This window comes from Acinetobacter sp. UBA6720 (assembly GCF_002454215.1).
Lineage (GTDB): Bacteria > Pseudomonadota > Gammaproteobacteria > Pseudomonadales > Moraxellaceae > Acinetobacter.
On record NZ_DKIK01000192.1, the window covers coordinates 1 to 17631 of the forward strand.

At 44.1% G+C, this 17631-nt stretch carries 15 protein-coding genes; 10 read left to right on the forward strand and 5 right to left on the reverse strand.

From position 1 onward, the window contains the following. Positions 1-323 precede the first annotated feature (323 nt). The 10 genes from B4F08_RS16260 to B4F08_RS16305 all read left to right on the forward strand — a co-directional run bounded on the left by B4F08_RS16260 (position 324) and on the right by B4F08_RS16305 (position 12081). A complete protein-coding gene (locus B4F08_RS16260) occupies positions 324-1610 on the forward strand; it encodes an FAD-dependent oxidoreductase (protein ID WP_291375364.1) in 1287 nt (428 codons plus the stop codon). 189 nt (positions 1611-1799) lie between these two features. Further along, the gene (hisIE, locus tag B4F08_RS16265) at positions 1800-2582 is read left to right on the forward strand and encodes a bifunctional phosphoribosyl-AMP cyclohydrolase/phosphoribosyl-ATP diphosphatase HisIE (protein ID WP_291375366.1); all 783 of its coding nucleotides are present in this window, start codon (positions 1800-1802) and stop codon (positions 2580-2582) included. An 11-nt stretch (positions 2583-2593) separates the two neighbouring features. Then, a complete protein-coding gene (locus tag B4F08_RS16270; protein WP_086209811.1) occupies positions 2594-4096 on the forward strand; it encodes an AAA family ATPase in 1503 nt (500 codons plus the stop codon). A 38-nt stretch (positions 4097-4134) separates the two neighbouring features. After that, positions 4135-5499, forward strand: coding sequence for an ATP-binding protein (locus B4F08_RS16275; RefSeq protein ID WP_291375368.1), 1365 nt, complete (start codon positions 4135-4137; stop codon positions 5497-5499). A 360-nt stretch (positions 5500-5859) separates the two neighbouring features. Next, positions 5860-8703: a monovalent cation/H+ antiporter subunit A gene (locus tag B4F08_RS16280; RefSeq protein WP_291375370.1), complete on the forward strand. Its 2844-nt coding sequence runs from the start codon at positions 5860-5862 to the stop codon at positions 8701-8703. A 1-nt stretch (position 8704) separates the two neighbouring features. Beyond that, complete coding sequence (locus tag B4F08_RS16285; RefSeq protein WP_086209685.1) at positions 8705-9070, forward strand: Na+/H+ antiporter subunit C; 366 nt, start codon at positions 8705-8707, stop codon at positions 9068-9070. Then, positions 9070-10878: a monovalent cation/H+ antiporter subunit D gene (locus B4F08_RS16290; protein ID WP_291375371.1), complete on the forward strand. Its 1809-nt coding sequence runs from the start codon at positions 9070-9072 to the stop codon at positions 10876-10878. Before B4F08_RS16285 ends, B4F08_RS16290 begins: the two co-directional genes overlap by 1 nt. A gap of 2 nt (positions 10879-10880) precedes the next feature. Further along, positions 10881-11402 carry a Na+/H+ antiporter subunit E gene (locus B4F08_RS16295; protein WP_291375372.1) on the forward strand — a complete coding sequence of 174 codons (522 nt, stop codon included), beginning with the start codon at positions 10881-10883 and terminating at the stop codon, positions 11400-11402. Further along, on the forward strand, positions 11399-11674 hold the full coding sequence (locus tag B4F08_RS16300; RefSeq protein WP_086209688.1) for a monovalent cation/H+ antiporter subunit F: 276 nt from the start codon (positions 11399-11401) through the stop codon (positions 11672-11674). The genes B4F08_RS16295 and B4F08_RS16300 overlap by 4 nt, the downstream gene beginning before the upstream one ends. Positions 11675-11685: 11 nt before the next feature. Beyond that, the gene (locus B4F08_RS16305; RefSeq protein ID WP_086209689.1) at positions 11686-12081 is read left to right on the forward strand and encodes a Na+/H+ antiporter subunit G; all 396 of its coding nucleotides are present in this window, start codon (positions 11686-11688) and stop codon (positions 12079-12081) included. Positions 12082-12193: 112 nt separating this feature from the next. On the opposite strand, the gene B4F08_RS16310 is transcribed toward B4F08_RS16305, so the two are convergent. The 5 genes from B4F08_RS16310 to B4F08_RS16330 all read right to left on the reverse strand — a co-directional run. After that, positions 12194-12598, reverse strand: a complete 405-nt coding sequence (locus B4F08_RS16310; protein WP_086209690.1) for a ribosome-binding factor A — start codon at positions 12596-12598, stop codon at positions 12194-12196. Next, positions 12598-15297, reverse strand: a complete 2700-nt coding sequence (gene infB, locus B4F08_RS16315) for a translation initiation factor IF-2 (protein WP_086209691.1) — start codon at positions 15295-15297, stop codon at positions 12598-12600. Before infB ends, B4F08_RS16310 begins: the two co-directional genes overlap by 1 nt. 10 nt (positions 15298-15307) lie before the next feature. Beyond that, positions 15308-16792: a transcription termination factor NusA gene (gene nusA / locus B4F08_RS16320; RefSeq protein ID WP_086209692.1), complete on the reverse strand. Its 1485-nt coding sequence runs from the start codon at positions 16790-16792 to the stop codon at positions 15308-15310. Between the two features lie 40 nt (positions 16793-16832). Next, positions 16833-17357 (reverse strand): ribosome maturation factor RimP, encoded by a 525-nt coding sequence (gene rimP, locus B4F08_RS16325; protein WP_086209693.1) that lies wholly within the window; start codon positions 17355-17357, stop codon positions 16833-16835. A gap of 24 nt (positions 17358-17381) precedes the next feature. Further along, the coding region (locus B4F08_RS16330; protein ID WP_291375375.1) for a hypothetical protein at positions 17382-17631 on the reverse strand (250 nt) is incomplete at its 5' end.

Sequence of the window (17631 nt, forward strand, 5' to 3'; positions counted from 1 at the left end):
GATGAGTTCTTGGAAATGGTGGAAAAACAGCATTTTGCACAGGTCATACAAGATTTATAAACAAAATTTGCGCATTAATGTAATCTTGTTTAATCTGACCAAATAAAGAAAAATCGAGATTACATTTTTTTTATGCTAACAATAATTTTAAGTGAACAAGAAAAGTATGATCAAGCCATTGAATTAAAAAACGAATCGTGCAGAAGAAATGTTATTGCAAGCTCGTTAGAGGATTGCATTCAAATCAATATCGACCAATTAAAAAAAATCTGATGATATTCGTTATGAACTCATTTTTAGACAATGGTTAAATCATTCGATCTATGATTTCTAATCACTCCCCCCACTTCGCCATCATCGGTGCAGGAACCGCAGGATTAGCCACTGCGATTCTACTGGCTCGGCAAAATATTCAAGTCAGTATTTTAGAAAAAGCCTCAGAACTTGAACCTGTCGGCGCAGGACTGTTACTCCAGCCCTCTGGTTTAGCTGTTTTTGAGCATTTAGGTCTCTTAGATGAAGTTTTAAGACTGGGTGCAAAAGTCACAGGACTCAAAGGTCAGTTACCGAGTGGAACTTTACTGGTCAATAGTCATTATCAACAAGCGCATTCTGATTTTTATGGCGTCGGTATCCACCGAGCAACGTTATGCCATGTTTTAGAAAATAAATGCTGTGAATATTCTGAATTCATTACTTGGCAGATGAATACCGACATTCAAACATTAGAAGAAAAAATAAATCATATCCAAGTTTTGGGTACAAAAGATGGCGAAGCATTTGATCAAGCTTTTGATGCTGTAATCATCGCCAATGGCGCACGTAGCCTTTTAAGACCCAAAAAATGGGTAAAGGTTGATCAAGCTTATCCTTGGGGAGCCAAATGGACGATTGTTCCTGAATGCCTTGAATTAGATACTGAAATTTTACATCAGTTTCATGACCGCTCTAAAATGATGCTGGGAATCTTACCAACAGGCACAGTGCCACATGAACCCAAGCAAAGACTGTCGAGTGTGTTTTGGAGTCTTCCAAGCCATCAACTGAATAATTTTCTACACAACTCACAAGCGCATTCCGACTGGTTAAACCAAGTGTCTAAGCGTTGGAAACCTGCTGCGGATTGGTTAGAACAAGTCATTGCCCAGCCTGAGCAAAAATCGCAATGGCTAACTGCAAATTATCGTGATGTGGTACTGTCTAAGTTTGGTGAGGGTCGTATTGGTGTCATGGGTGATGCCGCACATGCGATGAGTCCACAACTTGGACAAGGTGCAAATATGGCCCTTTTAGATGCATGGGCTTTGGGGCAAGCATTTCAAAGCGCAAGGAAAAATGAGAACATTGATTATGTTCAACTCTGGCAAACGTATCATCAACACCGTCAAAGTTCGACGGCATTCTATCAATTTTTAAGTCGTTTACTCACACCCCTTTACCAGTCTGAGCTATGGTGGACAGGGGGTTTACGTGATTTAAGCTTTGCTTGGATGTATCGAATCCCCTATTTCCGTAAAGAAATGGCAGTGACGATTTCAGGTTTAAAATTAGGCATGTTCAGTCAAATGAACTATCAGGATATTGCAAAACAAAACAATCATTCGATGTAGAATGCAACGACAATCATCGTCATCCGCTTTGGATGGGTGACGGATAGATGAATTTCTAAAATACATCAATTAAGCCACGGTGAGATAACTGTAGAAAGTTTCTCCTCTATTCTGTTTAAATCACGTAGACTATAGCGCGCTACGTTGACATCGTAACACTCTCAATATTTATTCGCTTGGTGAAATCTTATGAACAATTTGCAATGGCTCGATGAAGTAAAATTTAACGAACAAGGTTTAGTCCCTGCCATTGCACAGCATCACCAAACAGGGCGTGTTCTGATGGTGGCATGGATGAACCGTGAAGCTTTGGCTTTGACAGCCGAGAAAAACCAAGCTGTGTATTTCTCTCGTTCGCGCAACAAGTTATGGCACAAAGGCGAAGAATCTGGGCATTTTCAGACCGTACATGAAATTCGTCTCGACTGCGATGCCGATGTAATCGTGCTACAAATTGAACAGCACGGCGGGATTGCCTGTCACACAGGTCGCGAATCATGCTTCTACCGTAAACTCACGCCAAATGGCTGGGAAATTGTGGATGCACAGCTCAAAGACCCGAACGCGATTTATGGTGGAAAATCGACCAACCCACATACATTGGCAATGAATGCCTCAACGGCGCAGTCTGAGCAAGTTGAAGTTTTGTCCTACCTCGGTCAAATGATGGCTGAGCGTAAAGCAGCAGATCCAGATTCGTCTTATGTGGCAAAGCTGTACCACAAAGGTCTCAACAAAATTTTAGAAAAAGTTGGTGAAGAAGCCATTGAGACAGTAATTGCCGCGAAAGATTTTAAGTCTGAAGCCAATGAAGATCATAAAAATGATTTGATCTATGAGGTGGCAGACCTTTGGTTCCATACGATTGTGGTTTTAGGTTATTTCGACTTAGACCCTCAAGTGGTTCTCAATGAATTGGCACGTCGTCAAGGGCTTTCTGGTTTGCTTGAAAAAGCCAACCGTAACCACTAAGTTTATTGCCTGTGTCGAATATCATCAAACCGAGCGCGACTTATGAGCAAGCCATTGCCATTGATAACGCACGTCTGGGCAAATCGTTTAAAGTGATTGCCTATGCAGGCACAGGTAAAACCACTACCCTGCAAATGATTAGCGATGCCATGCCACAAAGACGTGGCATGTATTTGGCATTCAACAAAGCCATTGCCAGCGAAGCGCAAACGAAGTTTCATGGCAATGTCGACTGCCGAACTTTCCACTCGCTTGCTTTTCGCAGTGTTCCACGTGGAGTGACCGACAAACTTCGTCTACCTCGCTTAAGTCCGAGTTTTATCGCAAAAGAATACCGTCTTGAACCGATTACCTTAAGACGGATGATGGGCGGACGTTATGAAAAATATGTGTTGATGCCATCCCGTTTGGCCAGCCTTGTGGCCAATGCCGTGAGTCACTTTTGTTCAACCAGTTCTCAGTACCCAGCACCGCGTCATTTACAAGCACCGAGCTGGTTGCATCCCGATGACATCGACTCACTACAAAAGCACCTCTACCCTGCCATTGAACGTCGTTGGTTAGAATCCATCGACCCTCATCATCAAGCGGGGATTGGTCACGACATTTATTTAAAACTGTGGGCACTGTCTGAACCGAATATCCCAAGTGACTATGTGTTATTTGATGAAGCCCAAGATGCCGATCCGCTAATGTTGGGCATCTTACTGAAACAGCGCAATACGCAAGTGATTTATGTCGGTGATGCCCACCAACAAATTTATGCATGGCGTGGCGCAGTCAATGCCATGCAACAACTGCCTTTGCCTGAATCGCGCCTCACCACCTCGTTCCGTTTTGGTGAAGAGATTGCATTACATGCCAATGCTATTTTAGGTGCCCTGAATGAAACTGTACCGCTCATGGGCAACCCTCAGCTCAACTCTAAAGTGGTCAACAAACCCCATACCAAAATGCGCGATGCGATTTTATGTCGCACCAATGCCCGCGCTATGGAACTGTTACTCTCAGGATTGGTTCATGGCGATAAAGTCAGCCTACAAGCCGACCATGTCAAACTGAACCGCTTTGTCGATGCCGCAGCGATGCTGAAACAAGGTAAGCGCGTCACCGATGTGCCTGAACTGGCGTGGTTTAATTCTTGGCACGATGTACATGAATACTGCGAAACCAATGACGGCAGTGACATCAAGCCTTTAGTGAAATTAGTAGATGATCATGGCACCGATCCACTCAAAAAAGCCCTCGCGAAGATTACGCCGATTGAACAAGCGGATTATATTATTTCCACCGCCCACAAAGCCAAAGGCTTAGAGTGGAACCGCGTTCACATCGAAGATGATTACCAATTTAAGGTCAACGACAAAGACCATAAAATTAGTGATGAAGAGTTAAGACTGCTTTACGTGGCTTGTACTCGTGCTAAAGTAAGTCTAAATATTCATCACATTTACGACCTGATGCAACAGCTCAAAAAACAGATGCCAAGCTCATTGCGTAAAGTGGCTGGATAATCGAATGTAAAAATAGCAACCACGTCTGCGGGTGTTCTATGAAAATTCAATCCATTCACCTGAAACACATCCTGCATTTTGCTGACCTCAAAGTCGATTTTTCTTATCACGACAAACCTGTCACTTTAATTTTAGGTGATCAAGCCTCAGGCAAGACCTCGATCTTACGTTTTAGCTATCAGGCTCTGACTTGGTTTGCAGCCCGCTATAAAGATTTACGCTCTGCGGGTGTGGTGATGTTAGATCACGATATTATGCTGAACCGCCTACAGTCCAAAATTGATATTCAAGTTGCTGTACCCGCGGAGCTGTATGCTCTCAAACCTACGGTAGCCGATGCTACGCCCGAACCCTATACATGGCAACTCTACAAAACCTTAAACCAACAAGGCATTGGCATCAGTCGAGTGGAAACCTTGGAACTCGAACAACTGGTCAATCTATATCAGCAGGCAACGCTACAAGATCCGCTGCAAGGTTTGCCGTTGATTGCGTATTATCCTGCGGAACGTTTTGTCAATGAGATGAATATTCTCAGCAAAAACAATCCCTTGATTTTCCAACATGCACATGCCTATGAAATTTCAGCTATTCCCTATACCACCTTTGCGCGCTTCTTTGAGTGGTTTCGTGAAATCAGCGATATTGAAAATGCACAAACCGCACAGTTTTTACAAACGATATTGCATCAGCCCAAAAATATGCCACCAGATATTCCCTTAAACTATCAACTAGCTCAGGCTCAAGCACACATCCAGTCACCCAGCCTACAAGCGCTCAAGCAGGCGTTAGCAACCGTGCTGCCTGAGATTGAAGATATGTATCTGCAATATCATCCCAAATTACAACTGATGGTGCGCTATCAGGGCAACAGCATGCTCTATCAACAGCTTTCCAATAGTATTCGCAACTGGGTGGCGCTCGTTGGCGATATCGTGCGACGTTTATGCTTACTCAACCCTGAAAGCCTGTTCCCTTGTTTAGAAGGTGACGGTGTGCTGTTGATTGATGCGATTGATCATCAACTGGATCAAAATATGACACAAGTCATTTTAAAACGTTTAAATCAGGCTTTTCCTCGACTGCAAATTATCGCTTCAGGTAACCGAAGTGAGCTGCTGGAACAAGCCAACGAGTTTCAGTGCCTCAAATTGGAAAATAAACAATTAAGTCCGATCCAGCTCGATGCACTGCAACATCAGTTCGATGCCATTTACCAAAACCTTGCCAATCATGAAGCGACCAATCGAACCATCGAACCGATTGCGGCTGAACCTCAAGATTTAAATGTGGCTGAATTATTCACACAAATACAGCAGCAACTCTCTCTCGAACAGCAACAGCATTTGATTGCTTTACTCAGTGCTGAAGATGATGCCTCATCTACTAATCCATTATCTTAGCCGGCTTCATCAGTATCACCATTTCAACTCTAAAAACAGGCAACCAATGGTCGCTTTTTTACATTTCTTGCACTGAGAAAGTACCTCCTAGCCACCAAGAAACGACCATCATGCGTATAATGTTTTGCGTCAGCGCAAAAAAGATTGATGTTGTTTTAGTCATGTTATATGATCGGTTTTACTTGCAAATTTCTAACTGAAATCGGATTTTGCTATAACGCTTCATGAGTTGCGCAACACAACTTCATTATTTTTAAATTTCACATTGGCTTTCAAGATTGAAACTCTTGGGCTGCTCTTTGCAGTCCTGTAATCCTTGAAAGATGAGATTCACCAATAGGTTTTGACCTATTCACGACAATGGAAACGAGTGTGCTACCGATTATTATATTGTTACCGTTAATACTTGGCACAACCCTTGTCTCATTACTGAAGCAGAGCTCACGTAGGCTAACCGCCTTCGCAGCTGTTGGGGTCAGTATGACAAGTTTAGGCTTATTACTGACCCAAGCACGAGACGTGTTTAATGGCGCTGTCATTACGCAGTCGTGGTCGTGGTTGCCGCAGCTTGGCATTAACTTCAGTTTCCGTCTAGACGCTTTAGGCCTCCTCTTTGCCTTACTCATCAGCGGCATCGGAACCCTCATTTATATTTATGCCTATTTTTATTTAGGCCCCAAAAATTCTCTCAATAAACTCTATCTACTGCTCATGTTGTTCATGGCAGCCATGCTTGGAATTTCACTCTCCAATAATTTAATTTTACTCCTCGTTTTTTGGGAACTGACCAGTATCTCCTCTTTTCTGTTGGTCGGTTATTGGAGCAATTACGACGCGGCGCAACGTGGCTCACGAATGGCCTTGACCATTACGGGTATGGGCGGACTGGCCATGCTGGGTGGTTTCATCTTGCTCGGCCAAATCACTGGCACCTACGAGATTGATCAAATCTTGACAATGACCACACAGATTCAAGGTCATGCTTTATTTGTTCCGACGCTGTTACTGATTTTACTCGGTGCTTTTACCAAAAGTGCGCAATTCCCATTCCACTTTTGGTTACCCAACGCAATGGCAGCCCCGACCCCCGTGTCTGCTTATTTACACTCAGCAACCATGGTCAAAGCGGGCATCTTCTTGGTGGCACGACTGTTACCGATTTTTGCAGGTGCGGCACTGTTCCATAATTTGGTCACCTTTATTGGCCTGTTTACCCTGTGTATGGCTGCATTTTTTGCCATCTTTAAAGAAGACCTGAAAGGTTTATTGGCCTATTCAACCATCAGCCACCTCGGCCTGATCATGTGTCTGTTGGGGATTGGATCACCATTGGCTGTGGCTGCGGCGATTTTTCATATTATTAACCATGCCACCTTTAAAGCAGCGCTGTTCATGATTGCGGGCATTATTGATCATGAGTCAGGCACACGTGACTTGCGTAAGCTTAGCGGGTTATGGCAACTGTTGCCTTATACCGCTACGCTAATCATGGTCACTGCCGCGTCGATGGCTGGCGTGCCCTTGACCAATGGTTTCTTATCTAAGGAAATGTTCTTTACTGAGCTGCTCAGCAACCTGTCTGGCCCTGTGCTCATCTGCTCTGCGATTGTCGCGACACTGGCGGGGATTTTTGCGGTAGCTTACTCTGTACGTTTAGTTCACGGCGTTTTTTTCGATGGTCCTGTAGGCCAACAAGTCCCAAACAAAGATGCACATGAGCCACCGTTTGGCATGCGTGCACCAGCCACTTTACTGGCGATTCTATGTATTTTAGTCGGCTTATTCCCTGCCCTAATGGTTGAAAACATCGTTAACAGTACAGCACGCGCCAGTACCCAAATGATGAATTTTGAAGGCACACATCTTGCCCTATGGCATGGTTTTAACCTGCCATTGTTGATGAGTGCTATTGCCTTGGTCGGCGGTCTAATTTTCTATTTCAGTCTGGCGAAAGGCGGCAAAATTCGAGAAATTGATCTTGATCCATATTTAGGTCGTCTGCAAGGTCGAGTGGCTTTTGACTTATTCCTAAAGTCACTCCTGCTCAACTCACGCAAATTTAAACGATTGACTGAAAACGGTAAATTACAGAGCTATCTGCTCTGGATTGTACTATTTAGCATTGTTTTAGTAGCCATTCCATTCTTAGGCCAAGGCATTAGCACAGGTACACGTGAACTCGCCCATGCTCCAGCCTTAGCGATCGTACTGTGGCTACTGTTATTCTCTTCATGCTGGATGATGCTTTGGTTTCACCATGAACGCATTAAAGCGGTATTGATCAGTGGCGCGATTGGTTTAGTCGTGACCATGATTTTTGTCTGCTTCTCTGCACCAGATTTAGCTCTGACACAAATCACCGTCGATGTGGTCACTACCGTATTGCTATTGATGAGTTTATCGCTTTTACCGCAACTCACACCGTATGAATCAAGTGTCTCACGTCGTTGGCGCGATGCTCTCATTGCGATTGGTGGCGGACTTGGCATTGCATGGATTACATGGCTCATTTTAACCCGTGATCACAACTCCATTTCATGGTTCTTCATGCAACAGTCGATTCCACTAGGCGGTGGAACCAACGTCGTCAATGTCATTTTAGTTGACTTCCGTGGTTTCGATACCTTTGGTGAAATTACAGTCCTCGGTATTGCAGGCATCGGTGCACTGTGTTTAATGGATGGTATGCGTGCTCACGGTACCACCATGACCCAAGGTCTCAGCTACCGTTTCAATCCATCGCCACTCATGCTTCGCATTAGCGCATCGTGGATTTTACCGATTGCCTTGGTGGTCAGTCTGTATATCTTCTTACGCGGGCATAACCTGCCGGGCGGTGGGTTTATCGCGGGTTTAATTACCGCTTTGGCCTTGATTATTCAGTACATGGCACTCGGTCAAGACCATGCGGAACAGCTGCTCAAAGCCAAATCAGGTCGTTTGTATGAAATCTGGATTGGTACAGGTTTAGTTATCGCAGGCTTAACAGGCTTAGGCGCATGGTTTTGGGGACGCCCATTCCTCACCAGCGCACACTTTTATGTGTCGCCACCAATTTTAGGCGAAATGCATCTTGCAACCGCAGCACTATTCGATGTCGGTGTTTATATTACGGTTGTAGGCGCGACCATGTTGCTCATTTCTGTTTTAGGTGACTCTCGTCACTCCAGCATGTCTGGTCCAGTCGTACCAAAGGGGGATTAATATGATTAGTTTAGAATTGTTACTTGCCTCCGCTATTGGTCTATTGACTGCAACAGGTATTTATCTGATTTTACGTGCCCGTACCTTTCCTGTGGTACTAGGGTTGGCCATGATTGGCTATGCTGTCAATTTATTTTTATTTGCTATGGGCCGACTCCAAATCAATGCGCCTGCGGTACTCACCGAAGCCAGCAAAGCAACCGATCCCCTTCCGCAAGCCTTGGTGTTAACCGCAATTGTGATTGGCTTTGCCACCACTGCTTTTATTGTACAACTGGCCTTACGCAGTCGCTATGAAACAGGAACCGACCACGTTGACTCTAAAGAAGAAATACCACAAATTGACCCACGTGAGGATGAGCCATAATGAATGACTTCATCCACTTTTGGACCGAACACACCCCAATTTTTAGTATTCTAATCCCTGCCCTTACCGCTTTTGTGTTGGTATTATTGGGTAATCCGGGATCAGGTTCTTTAGCACAAGACTGGCGACAACCTTGGCGTCGGGGTATCAGTTATACTTCAGGTTTGCTCGGTTTATTCACCGCAGTCAACTATCTGATCTTTGCAAGCTCAGGGCAAATCAGCGTTTACAACCTGAGTGAATGGGCAGCGCCGTTTGGTATTGTTTTGGTCCTCGATCAACTGTCTGCACTCATGTTGGTCTTAACCTATGCTTTGGCAGTTCCTGTAATGTGGTTTGCCAGCAAAGAATGGGATGAGCGTGGACGTTACTTTCATGCCATGTGTCATTTCCTGCTGATGGGTCTCACAGGCGCTTTCCTGACAGGCGACTTATTTAACCTGTTCGTGTTCTTTGAAATTTTGTTGATGGCCTCTTATGTCTTGTTACTGCATGGTCAAGGCAAAGCGCGTTTTCAACTGGGCATTCACTACGTCACCATTAACCTGTTGGCATCAGCCCTATTTCTGATTGGCCTTGGCATGATTTACGGCAGTGTCGGTAGCCTCAATATGGCGGATGTTGCACGTTTGATGCCTGTATTAGAAGCCGATCAACATCGTATCGCGGTTGCAGGTGGGCTATTGTTGTTTACAGTCTTTGGCATTAAAGCAGCCATGCTACCTGTCGGATTTTGGTTACCCAAAACCTATGCGGTGGCAACGACGCCTGTGGCGGCTCTGTTCACCATCATGACCAAAGTCGGTATTTATGCCATTTTACGTGTCAACGGCACCGTATTTGACGATGCAATTAGCCGTGAAATTCTGCAATACATTTTATTACCAATTGGTTTGATTACATCTGTCTATGGTGTGATTGGTGCGATGGGTGCGGAACGCTTACGTCGTTTCATTGGTTTTATGATTTTGTCTTCTGTAGGCACGATTTTAATCGCCATTTCCCTATTCAATACTTTGGCATGGGCAGCGGCACTATATTATTTGGTACACAGTACTATTATTGCAGCCGCGTTTTACATTTTAAGTGGTTGGATTACTTCACAACGCGGTGAATTTAAAGACCACTTTAAAATCGCACCTCAAATGAAACAGCAGAAGATACTCTCTATTACCTACTTTACAATTGCTTTGATGATGGCTGGTTTGCCTCCATTTAGTGGCTTCCTAGGTAAGGTTTTTATATTACAAGCAACCTCTAATTCACCTTATCAGTTGTTGATCATTTTGACGGTTTTGGTCGTCAGCTTACTCAGCATTATCGCCTTTACTCGTGTGGGTTTTATTCTGTTCTGGCGTGCAACAAAGCCTGAAGATAACCCTATCGAGCCTGCTTATACCACCTATCAAGCCTTGCCTGAGCAAGCACCAAAACGCAATGACAAAACCATTTATCTTTTATTAGTCGGTTTAATTGGCTATATGGTCTTTGCAAGTCCAATTCAGAAGTACACTTACCAAACCGCTATGCAAATCCAAAATAATGCGCTCTATGAACAAACTTTGCTTAAAACCGATGAGCATGGGCAAACCATTAGCGTACAACCGTTCGATAGTGAAAATTTACCTGAAACCAAATATGGTGGCGAACGCGTGGATCCAAATGCACATTTGATTCCATATTTAATTTCGGAAGAAACACTGGAAGGTGAACATATTTCTGAATACAAACAGCGTCAAATGCAACAGCAGCATCAGGCTGAAGAGCAACCAAACACAGAACGACTAGAACCTACGGTGGAGCCTTAAACATGAAAAAAACGTCGTTTTTGGAACGTTGGTTACCCCACCCTTTTGTTTCGGTTGTGGTTGCACTTAGTTGGCTAATGCTGGCGCATAGTGTTGAAGCAGCGAGTTTAGTCATGGCAGTTTTACTCGGTATCTTTATTCCACGTTTCATTAAACCTTTCATTGCATATACGCCAAATATTGAATGGAAATCAGCAGTTAAACTACTTTTTGTCGTACTTTACGATATTGTGATGTCCAATATTACCGTGGCAAAACAAGTTCTAGGGCCGATTGATCGTCTACAACCCAAATGGTTTCGTGTTCCGCTTGAAACGCAGCATGAGGAAGTCAATACACTATTGGCAATGATTATTACCACAACGCCTGGAACCGTTTCAGCAGGGATTGACCAAGATCGTGGGGATATTTTGGTCCACGCACTCAGCACGGATGATGCTGATGCCGAAATCCAAAATATTAAAGCGCGCTATGAAAAACCTTTGATGCAAATTTTTGGTGTTCAAGCAGGAGATAATGCATGACTATTTTACCGTATGCTCTCGGCATCTGTTTAATTGCCGTCACGATCTCAATGCTGCTGTGCTTGATTCGCTTAATCATTGGCCCATCCATCGTGGACCGACTATTAGCACTCGATACCTTATTTTTAAATGCCACCTGTTTGATTATCATTTTAGGCATTTACTGGGCCAGCACCTCATTGTTTGAAGGTGCGCTATTGGTTGCGATGTTAGGCTTTGTATCTACAGCCGCTTTAGCACGCTACTTCACCTCAGGTCATGTGATTGACTAGGAGCAAGATCGATGCAACTCACAATGGAAATTCTGGTTTCAATTTTTCTCATGATCGGCACTTTCTTCATGCTGGTTGGAGGGATTGGAATGGTACGCCTACCCGACTTATTCATGCGTCTTCACGCACCCACAAAATCAAGTACGCTTGGCTTGGGCAGTTTTTTGATTGCTGCCATGATTTATTCTGCATTTCAAGGTCGCTTTGGTTTTCCTGAACTATTGCTCACTTTATTTGCATTTTTGACTGCACCAGTATCTGCTAACTTAATGGCACAAGCAGCATTGCATTTACGTTTACGCTCACTCAGTGGTGATGTACCAGAAGCTTTAAATCGCCCCTTACCTTGGCAACGCACGCGCCGTAGGGCTTTCCAAAAGCAGCATAATGATGATCTTTCTCAGTAACATAGAAATCACAGCCACACTCGGTATTTCTGACTCATTCAATTTGTAAATGTAAATGAAGCAAATAAAAAAGCCACCCTCGGGTGGCTTTTTTATGCTCAGTTAAACTGAATTACTCATCATCTTTTTTTGCTTCGTCAGCGGGTAAATCCTTCACTGCTTCTGCAATCAGACCAAACATATAGTTACCATATGCATTGGTTTTGTCGTAATGGAAACGCAAACGCGGTGTAATACGTGTCTTAATACGACGGCTGAGTTCATGACGCAAGAAACCAGATGCTTTGTTTAACACATCTAGGGTTTCTTTATTGGCTGCCTCACTTTGCTCATCGCCAAGCTCACGACCCATTACAGTCACATACACTTCAGCATAACCTAAGTCTGGACTTACTTTCACCGCAGAGATGGTCACAAGACCACCTAAGCGTGGATCTTTCAGCTCTTGACGGATCAATTCAGACAACTCTCGTTGTACTGTATCCGCCATACGCTTAAGACGTTGACTACCCGCCATTAAAGACTCCGTTTGATCAATTGAACATCGTACACTTCAATCTTATCTAGTGCTTTGATGTCTTTATAACCTTTCACCGCAAGACCACATTCCATACCAGCACGAACCTCTTCAACCACTTCTTTATAACGACGAAGTGATTCAAGCTCACCTTGGAACACAACCACGTCATCACGAAGGACACGAATTGGTTTGTTACGGTGTAATACACCTTCAAGTACCATACAGCCTGCTGCAGCACCAAACTTACTTGAATGGAACACTTCACGTACTTCAGCCACACCCAGAATGGTTTCACGGTGTTCTGGTGCAAGTTTACCGCTCATCGCTGCTTTCACATCATCAATCAATTGATAGATAATTGAGTAGTAACGAATGTCGATGCCGTCAGCATCTGCTTTTTGACGTGCTGCGTTATCCGCACGTACGTTAAAGCCAAGAAGAACTGCTTCAGAAGATTCAGCTAGTGTCACGTCAGATTCAGTGATCGCACCAACACCTGAACCAATGACACGGACTTTAACTTCGTCTGTTGCAAGGTCAGCAAGAGCAACGTGTAATGCTTCCAATGTACCACGTACATCAGTTTTCAATACCACATTGACGATAGGTACATCTTTCTTGCCCATAGACGCCATGATATTTTCAAGACGCATTGCGCTTTGACGCTCAAGACGTTTTTGACGTTCACGATCCATACGCGCATCCGCAACTTCACGTGCTTTCTTCTCGTCATTCACAACAAGAACTTCGTCACCCGCCATTGGCGCTTCAGGTAAACCTAAAATTTCCACTGGAATTGAAGGACCTGCAGATTGAATACGTTTACCGTTTTCATCTGTCATCGCACGTACGCGACCATAAGATGCACCCGCAAGAACCAGGTCACCTACTTTCAATGTACCGTTTTGAACAAGGATAGACGTGACCGCACCACGGCTGTTGTCTACACGTGCTTCAATCACGACACCTTGAGCAGCACCTTCTTCAGATGCTTTCAACTCAAGCAATTCAGCTTGGATTGAAATAATATCTAGAAGCTCATCAATACCTTGACCTGTATGTGCTGAAACCATTGCAACAGGAACGTCACCACCCCATTGTTCAGGAACGATTTCTTTCACAGTCAATTCATTCAATACACGGTCTGGATCAGCAGACTCTTTATCCATTTTGTTGATTGCAACAATAATTGGCGTACCAGCAGCACGTGCGTGATCAATCGCTTCAGCTGTTTGTGGCATTACACCATCATCCGCCGCAACAACCAATACCACGATGTCTGTCGATTTCGCACCACGTGAACGCATTGCAGTAAATGCTGCGTGTCCCGGAGTATCTAAGAATGTGATAATGCCTTTATCAGTCGTTACATGATATGCACCGATGTGCTGAGTGATACCACCCGCTTCACCAGCTGCCACTTTTGAACGACGAATACGGTCAAGCAATGATGTCTTACCATGGTCAACGTGACCCATGATAGTTACAACAGGAGGACGAGTCGTTTGAGCGCCACGTGCTTCTTCTGCTGCTTCAAGTAAGTTATCTTCAGCTTGGGTATCCGATACAAGAACTGGGTTATGGCCCATTTCTTCCACGATCAACGCTGCAATTTCTTGATCAATCGCTTGGTTTTGAGTTACAAGTTCACCCATTTTCATGAGCGACTTAATCACTTCGCGTACTTTAACTGCCATTTTCGCAGCCAAGTCAGCAACCACAATTGTTTCACCAATTTCAACATCATAAACTTGTTTTTTAACTGGTTTTTCAAAGCCATGCTTGTTTGCTTGGCTGGTTTTTAAACCACGTTTATGCGTGTTGTCACGGAAAGACTGTTCTTCACCACGACGACCACCTTTCTTCGGTGCACGCGCACCTGGTGTATTGGTACCACGTTTGATATCGCGGTCTTCTTTGGCAAATGAATCTTCATATGCTTGACCAACAAGACCCGCTGCAAGTGGAGAATCATCCACGACACGAATCGTTGCTGTTGCATCTTCATTTGAGTATTTAGACGCCATTTGACGCATTTGCTCAAGTGTACGTTGCTGTGCTTCTTCAGCTGCTTTACGACGAGCTGCTTCTTCAGTTGCTTTAAGTTGAGCTGCCTGAGCTTCGCGCGCTTTTTTCTGTTCTGGTGTTTCAATCACTTTAACTTGGGCTTTAACCACAGGTTTATTGGTTGATTTACGTTTCACCACAACTGCTGCTTTTGCGACTTCTTGCTTCGTCGTTTCTTGCTTAGCAGCAGCACGCATTGCTTCAAAGTTTGCAGCTGCTTTATTTACAACTGGCGTTTCAGCTTTTGGTTCAACCATAGCTTGCACGTTTGCACGCGCTTGTTGCTCAGCTTGTGCTTTCGCCAAAGCTTCTGCTTTAATTTGTTCTGGATCTGGCTTAGTAAATGTATGCTTCTTGCGAACTTCTACATTAATTGTTTTCGCCTTACCTGATGTACTGGCTACTTTAGCCGTACTGGTCGTTTTACGTTTCAACGTGATTTTTCCTGCCTGACCATCGTCTTGACCATGAATTTTCTTCAAATGGTGCACGAGGGCATCTTGTTGTTCAGTAGAGATAATATCGTCCGATTTACGCTGTGGTAAACCTGCATCACGAACCTGCTCTAGGAGCTTCTCAACAGGGCGGTTCACGCTGAGAGCTAACTCTTGTATCGTCTTGTCCGTCATGTATGATCTCCTAGTTAAACCATGATTCGCGCGCTTTCATAATAAGTTGACCCGCTTTCTCTGCACCTAAACCTTCAATATCTGAAATATCGTCAGTTGCTTGGTCAGCCAAGTCATCAATCGTGATTACACCACGTGCTGCGAGTGCATATGCAATCTCTTGTGTCATCCCTTCCATTGCAACGAGTTCTGCACTTGGATCTTGGATGTTTTCTTGCTGTTTCAATGCATCAGCCAATGCAACTTCTTTTGCGCGGCCTTGAAGTAATTCAACCACTTCAGCATCTAATTCAATTTCGTCAAATGTTTCAGCCGGAACATAAGCAATCTCTTCCAAAGAAGTGAAGCCCATTTCAACCAAAGCCATTGCCAAATCTTCTTCAATATCTAAACGTGATACAAATAAGTCTAGGTATTGTTGAGCTTCGTTTTGCTGACGAGCATGATACTCTTCTTCAAGCATCATGTTCAGTTTGTAACCGGTCAATTCAGATGCAAGTCGAACATTTTGACCTTGAGAACCGATCGCACGCGCTAATTGATCGCTGGTTGCGAAAATAATGTCAGCTGTACGTTCTTCTTCATCAATCACGATACCCGATACATCTGCTGGCTCTAAAGCACTCGCAATATACTGAGCAGGATCATCAGACCATACCACTACATCAATACGCTCACCGTTCAACTCTTGCTGAACTGCTTGGATACGTGTACCACGCATACCAATACATGCACCCACCGGATCAATACGATGATCGTTGGTTTTCACAGCGATTTTAGCACGAACGCCCGGTTGACGCGCCGCTGCTTTAATCTCGATGATTTCTTCAGAAATTTCAGGAATTTCCTTTTTCATCAACGCAATGAGCATTTCTGGCTTGGCACGAGATAACTGAAGCTGTGCGCCACGACCTTCACGGTTCACATTAAACAAAATCGCATTTACACGTTGTTTTGGACGCAAAATTTCTTTTGCAATCATTTCTTCACGTGCAAGGTACGCTTCTGCATTGTCACCAAGATCAATGATAAAGCCATCTTTGGTCTGCTTTTTCACTTCACCGTAGATCAACTCGCCCACTTTCGACTCATACGCATCCGCAATCAACGCACGCTCTGCTTCACGAATTTTCTGAACAATCACTTGTTTCGCAATTTGTGCTGCAATACGACCGAAGTCAATTGACTCAACTTCAAGCTCTCGTACATCACCGATCGACCATTTTGCTGGATCAACATCTGAAATGGCGTCTTGGCACGCAGGCATTTCATGATCTTCATCCGCAACTACGGTCCATTGACGGAAAGTACTATATTCACCCGTTTTACGATCAATCTCTACACGAAGCTGCGCTTCTTCAGAGTTTGTTCCTTCGTAGAACTTCTTTTTAGTCGCAGCAACAAGCGCTTGTTCCAAGGCTTCGAAAATCGCTTCACGACTTACACCTTTTTCATTACTAACCGTTTCAACGACGGTAAGAATTTCACGTGCCATAAGCCACCTATTTCGTTCAGATTCTTATTTATTAAATGAATTAATCTTGATAGACCAAATTGGCTTTATCAATATTATTACTATCAATTTCAAGTACTTGTTGCTTTTCCACTTCAACTTGAATCATTTCTGCTTCAAGATCTACAGCAACCAATTTTGCTTGGAATTTACGACGATTATCAACTGCACTGATCAAACGGAACGCAATTTGTTGACCAACATATGCTGGTAATTGTTCAAGTTGGAAAAATGGACGATCCCAACCTGGTGAAGATACTTCAAGCGCATACTCACCTGAAATTGGATCATGCACATCGAGCATTGCACCGACCTGTTGAGTCACGCGTACGCAGTCCTGAACACCAATACCGCGCCCTTGTTCAAGCTCACCATCTTCATTGATAACAGGTTCTGCATGTTCATCGACCGCTTTGTCGATATAAATACGCAATAAAGAACGTTTGCCTTGAGGAAGGAATTCAATTCCCCAAAGATCCACACCACAGGCTTGCACTGCAGGAGCAATTAAGTCTTGGAGTGCTTGGGTTTTATTTGATAGCTTCATTTACTCTCGTCAATTTTGTGCGATTCAATGGCCGAAACTGACCACTACAAACCAATACAAACTATAGTAGTAGTGGAACATGACACTTTGACTTTCACCGTATCCGGCGCACATCGACACTACACGATAGCCAATAAAAAAGGGCGTAATCGCCCCAATTATTGCACAGAAAATCAATATCCACTGTGCAAAAAGGCCCACCTTGTTGTGAGCCTCTTTTAGAAACTTGGTAGCGGGAGCTGGCTTTGAACCAACGACCTTCGGGTTATGAGCC